9 protein-coding genes and 1 pseudogene are annotated in these 9,063 nt (G+C 57.5%); 9 read left to right on the top strand and 1 reads right to left on the bottom strand.

Going from position 1 to position 9,063, the window contains the following annotated elements:
- The first annotated feature begins 390 nt into the window (after positions 1-390).
- The 9 genes and pseudogenes from fecI to F0Q32_RS25465 form a co-directional block, all read left to right on the top strand.
- A complete protein-coding gene (gene fecI / locus F0Q32_RS25425) occupies positions 391-912 on the top strand; it encodes an RNA polymerase sigma factor FecI (RefSeq protein ID WP_016151347.1) in 522 nt (173 codons plus the stop codon).
- Complete coding sequence (gene fecR, locus F0Q32_RS25430) at positions 909-1,862, top strand: ferric citrate uptake sigma factor regulator FecR (protein ID WP_023304425.1); 954 nt, start codon at positions 909-911, stop codon at positions 1,860-1,862. Before fecI ends, fecR begins: the two co-directional genes overlap by 4 nt.
- An 86-nt stretch (positions 1,863-1,948) precedes the next feature.
- Positions 1,949-4,273, top strand: coding sequence for a TonB-dependent Fe(3+) dicitrate receptor FecA (gene fecA / locus F0Q32_RS25435; protein WP_022652364.1), 2,325 nt, complete (start codon positions 1,949-1,951; stop codon positions 4,271-4,273).
- Between the two features lie 44 nt (positions 4,274-4,317).
- Complete coding sequence (gene fecB / locus F0Q32_RS25440) at positions 4,318-5,220, top strand: Fe(3+) dicitrate ABC transporter substrate-binding protein FecB (RefSeq protein WP_007898890.1); 903 nt, start codon at positions 4,318-4,320, stop codon at positions 5,218-5,220.
- Positions 5,217-6,215, top strand: coding sequence for an iron-dicitrate ABC transporter permease FecC (gene fecC / locus F0Q32_RS25445; RefSeq protein WP_004118243.1), 999 nt, complete (start codon positions 5,217-5,219; stop codon positions 6,213-6,215). Before fecB ends, fecC begins: the two co-directional genes overlap by 4 nt.
- Positions 6,212-7,168: a Fe(3+) dicitrate ABC transporter permease subunit FecD gene (gene fecD, locus F0Q32_RS25450; RefSeq protein ID WP_004118246.1), complete on the top strand. Its 957-nt coding sequence runs from the start codon at positions 6,212-6,214 to the stop codon at positions 7,166-7,168. The genes fecC and fecD overlap by 4 nt, the downstream gene beginning before the upstream one ends.
- Complete coding sequence (fecE, locus tag F0Q32_RS25455; protein ID WP_004152282.1) at positions 7,169-7,936, top strand: Fe(3+) dicitrate ABC transporter ATP-binding protein FecE; 768 nt, start codon at positions 7,169-7,171, stop codon at positions 7,934-7,936.
- Positions 7,937-7,989: 53 nt separating this feature from the next.
- The gene (tnpB, locus tag F0Q32_RS25460; RefSeq protein WP_028018554.1) at positions 7,990-8,328 is read left to right on the top strand and encodes an IS66 family insertion sequence element accessory protein TnpB; all 339 of its coding nucleotides are present in this window, start codon (positions 7,990-7,992) and stop codon (positions 8,326-8,328) included.
- A 49-nt stretch (positions 8,329-8,377) separates the two neighbouring features.
- Positions 8,378-8,636, top strand: a pseudogene (locus F0Q32_RS25465) (IS66 family transposase); the annotation flags it as partial.
- A gap of 22 nt (positions 8,637-8,658) precedes the next feature.
- Here F0Q32_RS25465 and F0Q32_RS25470 read toward each other — a convergent pair.
- Positions 8,659-9,063, bottom strand: a 405-nt coding sequence (locus F0Q32_RS25470) for an EAL domain-containing protein (protein WP_251842010.1), incomplete at its 5' end; no start/stop codon positions are given.

Genomic DNA, 9,063 nt, shown 5'->3' on the forward strand with positions numbered 1-9,063 from the left:
ACATAAAACACTATCAATAATTTTGAGTCATTACCCAGTTAGCAATAACCCCCGCTTGCGGGGGCCATACCCACCAGGAGCAAACGCAGAAAGCCCGAGATACTTCTGCTGTACCGGGGGCTGGCGACATTTCAGGCAACACTCATAGTTGACATCCTCCCCGCCCTAAAGGGCGGGGAGGATGTCAATAATAGCAGACCACATCATGATGTCATTCTGACCGACAGATGCCAGAAGCAGAGGATCCATCCCATTTTATACCTACCTTATAACACTTAGAAAAACAACATGTTAAAAATGTTTATTGGAAACAATTTTATTTCCAATTGTAATGATAACCATTCTCATATTAATATGGCTACGTGATAATTAACTTTTGATGCACTCCGCATGTCTGACCGTGCCACTTCCACAGCTTCCTTAACGTTCGAGTCGCTTTATGGCACCCATCACGGCTGGTTGAAAAGTTGGCTGACGCGCAAACTCCAGTCTGCCTTTGATGCAGATGACATTGCCCAGGACACTTTTTTGCGGGTAATGAGCAGCGAAACGCTCTCGACGATCCGCGATCCTCGCTCTTTCCTGTGCACTATCGCCAAACGCGTGATGGTGGACCTGTTTCGCCGAAACGCGCTGGAAAAAGCGTATCTGGAGATGCTGGCGCTTATGCCGGAGGGGGTAGCGCCTTCACCTGAGGAACGCGAAAGCCAGCTCGAGACCCTACAACTCGTCGACAGCATGCTGGACGGGCTAAACGGAAAAACACGTGAAGCGTTTCTGCTTTCGCAACTGGATGGCCTGACATACAGCGAGATTGCGCACAAACTCGGTGTTTCCGTCAGCTCCGTGAAAAAATACGTGGCGAAAGCCGTCGAGCACTGCCTGCTGTTTCGTCTGGAGCATGGGTTATGAATCCTTCGTTAACCGATTCCCGCCGTCAGGCGCTGCGTTCAGCTTCCCACTGGTATGCCGTGCTAAGCGGCGAGCGCGTCAGCCCACAACAGGAAGCGCGCTGGCAACAGTGGTATGAACAGGATCAGGATAACCAGTGGGCCTGGCAGCAGGTTGAAAACCTGCGCAACCAGCTTGGCGGTGTGCCTGGCGACGTTGCCAGCCGGGCGCTGCACGATACCCGCCTCACCCGCCGTCACGTGATGAAAGGATTACTGCTGTTGCTCGGCGCTGGCGGAGGCTGGCAACTCTGGCAGTCGGAAACCGGCGAAGGTCTGCGGGCAGATTACCGCACCGCCAAAGGCGCAGTCAGCCGTCAGCAACTGGAAGATGACTCCCTGCTCACGCTGAATACCCAAAGCGCGGCGGATGTGCGTTTTGATGCGCATCAGCGCACCGTCCGGCTCTGGTACGGTGAAATCGCCATTACTACCGCGAAAGATGCGCAGCAACGCCCCTTCCGCGTCCTGACCCGTCAGGGCCAACTCACCGCTTTAGGGACAGAATTTACCGTCCGCCAGCAGGATAATTTCACGCAGCTTGACGTGCAGCAGCACGCCGTGGAAGTGCTTCTCGCCAGTGCCCCCGCGCAAAAACGCATCGTGAACGCTGGTGAAAGCCTGCAGTTCAGCGCCTCTGAGTTTGGCGCAGTGAAACCGCTGGATGACGAGAGTACAAGCTGGACGAAGGGCATCCTGAGCTTCAGCGATAAACCGCTGGGTGAGGTGATAGCCACGCTAAGCCGTTACCGCAACGGCGTGCTGCGCTGCGATCCCGCCGTTGCCGGGCTGCGCCTGAGCGGGACGTTCCCGCTGAAAAATACCGATGCGATCCTGAACGTTATCGCTCAAACGCTTCCCGTTAAAATTCAGTCTATTACGCGGTACTGGATAAACATTTCACCGCTGTAAGAAAAATAATTCTCATTTCGATTGTCCTTTTTACCCTTCTCGTTCGACTCATAGCTGAACACAACAAAAATGATGATGGAGAAGGTATGACGCCGTTACGCGTTTTTCGTAAAACAACACCTTTGGTTAACGCCATTCGCCTGAGCCTGCTGCCGCTGGCCGGTCTCTCGTTTTCCGCTTTTGCTGCACAGGTTGATATCGCACCGGGATCGCTCGACAAAGCGCTCAATCAGTATGCCGCACACAGCGGAATTACCCTCTCGGTTGACGCCAGCCTGACGCGCGGCAAGCAGAGCAACGGCCTGCACGGAGATTACGACGTCGAGAGCGGCCTGCAACAACTGCTGGACGGCAGCGGACTGCAGGTAAAACCGCTGAGAAATAACAGCTGGACGCTGGAGACCGCGCCCGCGCCAAAAGAAGATGCCCTGACCGTGGTCGGCGACTGGCTGGGCGATGCGCGTGAAAACGACGTATTTGAACATGCTGGCGCGCGTGACGTGATCCGCCGTGAGGATTTCGCCAAAACCGGCGCAACCACCATGCGTGAGGTGCTTAACCGCATCCCTGGCGTCAGCGCGCCGGAAAACAACGGCACCGGCAGCCACGACCTGGCGATGAACTTTGGCATCCGGGGCCTGAACCCACGCCTCGCCAGCCGCTCGACCGTCCTGATGGACGGCATCCCCGTCCCCTTTGCCCCTTACGGTCAGCCGCAGCTTTCACTGGCTCCCGTTTCGCTCGGCAACATGGATGCCATTGACGTGGTGCGCGGTGGTGGTGCGGTGCGTTACGGACCGCAGAGCGTGGGCGGCGTGGTGAACTTTGTTACCCGCGCCATTCCGCAGGACTTTGGTATCGAGGCGGGGGTGGAAGGTCAGCTCAGCCCAACCTCTTCACAAAACAACCCGAAAGAGACGCACAACCTGATGGTGGGCGGCACAGCGGACAACGGTTTTGGCACCGCGCTGCTCTACTCCGGCACGCGCGGCAGTGACTGGCGCGAGCACAGCGCCACCCGCATCGACGACCTGATGCTGAAAAGCAAATATGCGCCGAATGAGGTGCACACCTTCAACAGCCTGCTGCAATATTACGATGGTGAAGCCGACATGCCCGGCGGCCTGTCCCGCGCGGATTACGACGCCGATCGCTGGCAATCCACCCGCCCGTATGACCGCTTCTGGGGCCGTCGCAAGCTGGCGAGCCTGGGCTACCAGTTCCAGCCGGACAGCCAGCATAAATTCAACATTCAGGGGTTCTACACCCAAACCCTGCGCAGCGGCTACCTGGAGCAAGGCAAACGCATCACCCTCTCGCCGCGTATCTACTGGGTGCGCGGTATTGAGCCACGCTACAGCCAGAGCTTTATGATCGGCCCTTCCGCGCACGAAGTGGGCGTGGGCTATCGCTATGTGAATGAATCAACGCATGAAATGCGTTACTACACCGCCACCAGCAGCGGGCAGTTGCCGTCCGGCTCAAGCCCTTACGACCGCGACACGCGTTCCGGCACCGAGGCGCACGCCTGGTATCTGGATGACAAAATCGACATCGGCAACTGGACCATCACGCCGGGTATGCGTTTCGAACATATCGAGTCATACCAGAACAACGCCATCAAAGGCACGCACGAAGAGGTGAGCTATAACGCACCGCTTCCGGCGTTGAACGTGCTCTATCACCTGACTGATAGCTGGAATCTTTATGCAAACACTGAAGGCTCGTTCGGCACCGTACAGTACAGCCAGATTGGCAAGGCTGTGCAAAGCGGCAATGTGGAACCGGAAAAAGCGCGAACCTGGGAACTCGGTACCCGCTACGATGACGGCGCGCTGACGGCGGAAATGGGGCTGTTCCTGATTAACTTTAACAATCAGTACGACTCCAACCAGACCAACGACACCGTCACTGCACGTGGCAAAACGCGCCATACCGGGCTGGAAACGCAGGCACGTTACGACCTGGGTACGCTAACGCCAACGCTTGATAACGTTTCCGTCTACGCCAGCTATGCGTATGTGAACGCGGAAATCCGCGAGAAAGGCGACACCTATGGCAATCAGGTGCCATTCTCCCCGAAACATAAAGGCACGCTGGGCGTGGACTACAAGCCGGGCAACTGGACGTTCAATCTGAACAGCGATTTCCAGTCCAGCCAGTTTGCGGATAACGCCAATACGGTGAAAGAGAGCGCCGACGGCAGTACCGGCCGCATTCCCGGCTTCATGCTCTGGGGCGCACGCGTGGCGTATGACTTTGGCCCGCAGATGGCAGATCTGAACCTGGCGTTCGGTGTGAAAAACATCTTCGACCAGGACTACTTCATCCGCTCTTATGACGACAACAACAAAGGCATCTACGCAGGCCAGCCGCGCACGCTGTATATGCAGGGGTCGTTGAAGTTCTGATGTGTTAACGCCCGGCTTGCCGGGCTTTTAGCTGGAATGTGACTATGTTGGCATTTATCCGTTTTCTTTTTGCAGGCCTGCTGCTGGTGATCGGCCACGCCTTTGCCGCCACGGTTCAGGACGAACACGGCACGTTTACACTCGATAAAACGCCACAACGGATTGTGGTGCTGGAACTCTCGTTCGCCGATGCGCTGGCCGCCGTGGACGTCAGCCCGATCGGTATTGCCGACGATAACGATGCAAAACGCATCCTGCCCGAAGTGCGTGCGCACCTGAAACCGTGGCAGTCCGTCGGAACGCGCGCGCAGCCGAGCCTGGAAGCCATTGCTGCCCTGAAACCAGACCTGATCATTGCCGACAGCAGTCGCCATGCGGGGATTTACACTGCCTTGCAGCAAATCGCGCCGGTACTGCTGCTTAAGTCCCGCAACGAAACCTACGCTGAAAATTTGCACTCAGCGGCTATCATCGGCGAAGTGGTAGGTAAAAAACGAGAGATGCAGGCGCGTCTGGAACAACATAAAGAGAAGATGGCGCAGTGGTCCAGCCAGCTTCCCACAGGGACACGCGTGGCCTTTGGCACATCACGCGAACAGCTATTCAACCTGCATACCCAGGAGACCTGGACCGGCAGCGTGCTGGCTTCTCTGGGGCTGAACGTTCCCGCTGCGATGGCGGGCGCGTCCATGCCGTCCATCGGCCTGGAGCAACTGCTGGCGGTCAATCCTGCCTGGCTGCTGGTTGCCCACTATCGCGAAGAGAGCATTGTTAAACGCTGGCAACAAGATCCGCTCTGGCAGATATTAACCGCCGCGCAGAAGCAGCAGGTTGCTTCAGTCGACAGTAACGCCTGGGCGCGGATGCGCGGTATTTTTGCCGCAGAGCGTATTGCCGCTGACACGGTAAAAATCTTCCACCATCAGCCGCTTACCGATGTGAAATGACCGCGCTAAAACACCCGGTGCTGCTGTGGGGGCTTCCCGTTGCAGTACTTATTATTATTTTCTGGCTGAGTCTGTTTTGCTACTCGGCCATTCCTGTTTCCGGAGCAGACGCAATCCGCGCCCTGCTGCCTGGACACACGCCAACGCTACCAGAAGCGCTGGTGCAAAACCTTCGTTTGCCGCGAAGCCTGGTCGCCGTTCTGATCGGCGCAAGCCTGGCGCTCGCGGGCACGCTGCTGCAAACCCTGACCCACAACCCAATGGCCTCTCCTTCACTGCTCGGCATTAACAGCGGCGCGGCGCTGGCTATGGCGCTTACCAGCGCGCTGAGTCCGACGCCGGTTGCAGGCTATTCCCTGTCGTTCATCGCGGCATGCGGGGGCGGCGTGAGCTGGCTGCTGGTCATGACCGCAGGAGGCGGGTTTCGTCATACCCAGGACAGAAACAAACTGATCCTCGCGGGTATCGCGCTGTCGGCCTTTTGTATGGCCCTGACCCGCATCACCCTGCTGCTGGCCGAAGATCATGCTTACGGCATCTTTTACTGGCTGGCAGGCGGAGTGTCCCACGCCCACTGGCAGGATGTCTGGCAGCTCTTGCCGGTGGTGGTCACTGCAGTCCCTGTCGTGTTGCTGCTGGCGAATCAACTGAACCTGCTCAACGTCAGCGACAGTACCGCCCATACGCTGGGAGTGAACCTGCCGAGACTACGTTTGATCATCAATATGTTAGTGCTGCTTCTGGTTGGCGCGTGCGTCAGTGTGGCAGGTCCGGTGGCGTTTATCGGCCTGCTGGTGCCACATCTGGCGCGCTTCTGGGCAGGCTTCGATCAGCGCAACGTACTGCCGGTGAGCATGCTGCTGGGGGCCACGCTGATGCTGATGGCAGATGTACTCGCACGCGCGCTGGCCTTCCCCGGCGATCTGCCCGCAGGCGCAGTGCTGGCGCTGATTGGCAGTCCTTGCTTTGTCTGGCTGGTGAGGAGGCGAGGATGAAAATTGCGCTGGTCATTTTCATCACCCTTGCCCTGGCAGGTTGTGCGCTGTTATCACTCCATATGGGGGTGATCCCCGTGCCGTGGCGCGCGCTGCTGACCGACTGGCAGGACGGACGCGAGCATTATTATGTATTGATGGAGTACCGACTGCCGCGCTTGCTGCTGGCACTGTTTGTCGGTGCAGCCCTCGCCGTGGCGGGCGTGCTGGTACAGGGGATTGTGCGTAACCCGCTAGCATCACCGGATATTCTCGGCATTAACCATGCCGCCAGCCTTGCCTCTGTGGGAGCACTGCTTCTTATGCCATCACTATCCGTGATGGTGCTGCCGCTGCTGGCCTTTGCGGGCGGTATGGCGGGGTTGATCTTGCTGAAGATGCTGGCAAAGACCCACCAGCCGATGAAGCTGGCGCTCACCGGCGTGGCGCTTTCCGCCTGCTGGGCGAGCCTGACGGATTACCTGATGCTCCTGCACCCGCAGGATGTAAACAGTGCCCTGCTGTGGCTGACGGGTAGCTTATGGGGGCGCGACTGGCACTTTGTGAAGATTGCCGTGCCGTTGCTCATTCTGTTTTTGCCGCTGAGCCTGCGCTTTTGTCGCGATCTCGACCTGCTGGCGCTGGGCGATGCACGAGCAGCCACGCTCGGCGTGTCGGTTCAGCGCACCCGGTTCCAGGGGCTGATGCTGGCTGTCGCGATGACAGCAACCGGCGTGGCCGTCTGTGGCCCGATAAGTTTTATTGGTCTCGTCGTGCCGCACATGGTGCGCAGGATCGCCGGCGGGCGTCACCGCTGGCTGATGCCCGTTTCGGCCCTGACGGGCGCGTTGTTGCTGGTCATTGCCGATCTGCTGGCACGAATCATTCATCCGCCGCTGGAGCTTCCGGCAGGCGTGCTGACCGCCATTATCGGCGCACCGTGGTTTGTCTGGCTGCTTGTGAGAATGCGATAAATGAGATTACGTACTGAAAATCTGACCGTCAGCTATGGCGCACAAACCGTGCTGGATGGACTTTCTCTCGCCCTGCCTGCCGGAAAAATCACGGCCCTGCTCGGCCCTAACGGTTGCGGGAAATCGACGCTGTTGAACTGTTTTTCTCGCCTGTTAACACCAGACTCTGGCGAGATATTGCTTGATGAAAAACCCATAGCCGGTTTTTCCGCCCGCCAGCTGGCTCGCCGCCTGGCTTTACTGCCGCAACACCATTTATCCCCCGAGGGGATCACTGTACGGGAACTGGTTTCCTACGGCCGCAGCCCGTGGCTGTCGTTGTGGGGGCGACTCTCCGCGGAAGACAACGAGCGGGTCAACGTGGCAATGAGTCAGACCCGGACGCGCAATCTGGCTGACCGCAGGTTAACCCAGCTTTCCGGCGGCCAGCGCCAGCGTGCGTTTCTGGCGATGGTGCTGGCACAGGATACCCCACTCATTCTTCTTGATGAGCCTACGACCTACCTCGATATCAATCATCAGGTTGAACTGATGCGCCTGATGGTTGAACTCAAAAGGCAGGGGAAAACCGTAGTGACGGTACTCCACGATCTGAATCAGGCCAGCCGCTATTGCGATCATCTGGTGGTACTGGCAAGCGGTCGCGTGATGGCGCAAGGTGCTCCGGAAGCAGTGATGAAACCAGAGCTTCTAAAGACGGTGTTCAGCGTAGAAGCGGAAATCCATCCCGAACCGGTATCTGGCAGACCCATGTGTGTGGTGAAGTAGTCTGGCGAAGTCATAAGGATCATCACAGGACAGATAAAGGAAGTGATAACCACCTGCCAACAGGCACCAAAATCTGGCTGGTTGCCGGTATCACCGACATGCGCAACGGCTTCAATGGTCTCGCCGCAAAGGTGCAGACGATGCTGAAAGATGACCCGATATCCGGCCATGTCTTCATCTTCCGGGGCCGCAGCGGCAGTAAGGTCAAACTGCTGTGGTCCACCGGCGACGGGCTGTGCCTGCTGACCAAACGGCTGGAACGCGGCCGCTTCGCCTGGCCCTCTGCCCGCGATGGCAAAGTGTTCCTGACCCCGGCGCAGCTGGCAATGCTTCTGGAAGGCATCGACTGGCGGCAGCCTAAAAGACTGCTTACGTCCCTGACCATGTTGTAGGCCTCTTTATCCTGGTTGTCGTTGAATAAGCCTGGTAAAATGCGGGCTTATGAACAACACCTCCCCCTGACGACATCCTTCTGCTGAAACAGCGCCTGTCCGAACAGGAAGCGCTGAACCGCGCCCTGCTGGAAAAGCAGGCCGACCGGGAGCGCGAAATAGACCATCTGCAGGCGCAGCTGGATAAGATTCGCCGGATGAACTTCGGCAGTCGTTCTGAATAAATCTCCCGCCGCATCGCGCAGATAGAAGCCGACCTGAACCGGCTTCAGACAGAAAGCGATACGCTGACGGGTCGGGTTGCCGATACGGGCCGGGCCCCGTATCGTTTTAACCCTGAATATTCATCGCAGATATTGTTTCGGGTTTTCCGGTATACCAGCCCTGAACTAGGTAACCGGGGCCAAGAGAACGGACGAATTCAAACTGTCCTGGCGTTTCCACCCCTTCAAACACCAGTGGTTTGCCAGTACCACGTAACCCTTTCACCACAGAAACAAGTAGCGCTCGCTTCACCGGGTCATCAATATTGGCAATAAAAATACGGTCTATTTTTATCTCATCGAAATCCAGTACCGTCAGCCATTCAATATGGGGGCCGCTTGGCAAACGGAATCTATGGTCACTCCCGTTTTTGCAACACCGATTTTGACGACAAGTTGGCTTGCTTGAATCTATCCGGCGTCTGAATGGGATTTTATTCCCGCGCCTTGATGAGTTCCGCGCCTGATGAAC

The organism is Pseudocitrobacter sp. 73 (assembly GCF_008369545.1).
Taxonomy (GTDB): domain Bacteria; phylum Pseudomonadota; class Gammaproteobacteria; order Enterobacterales; family Enterobacteriaceae; genus Pseudocitrobacter; species Pseudocitrobacter vendiensis.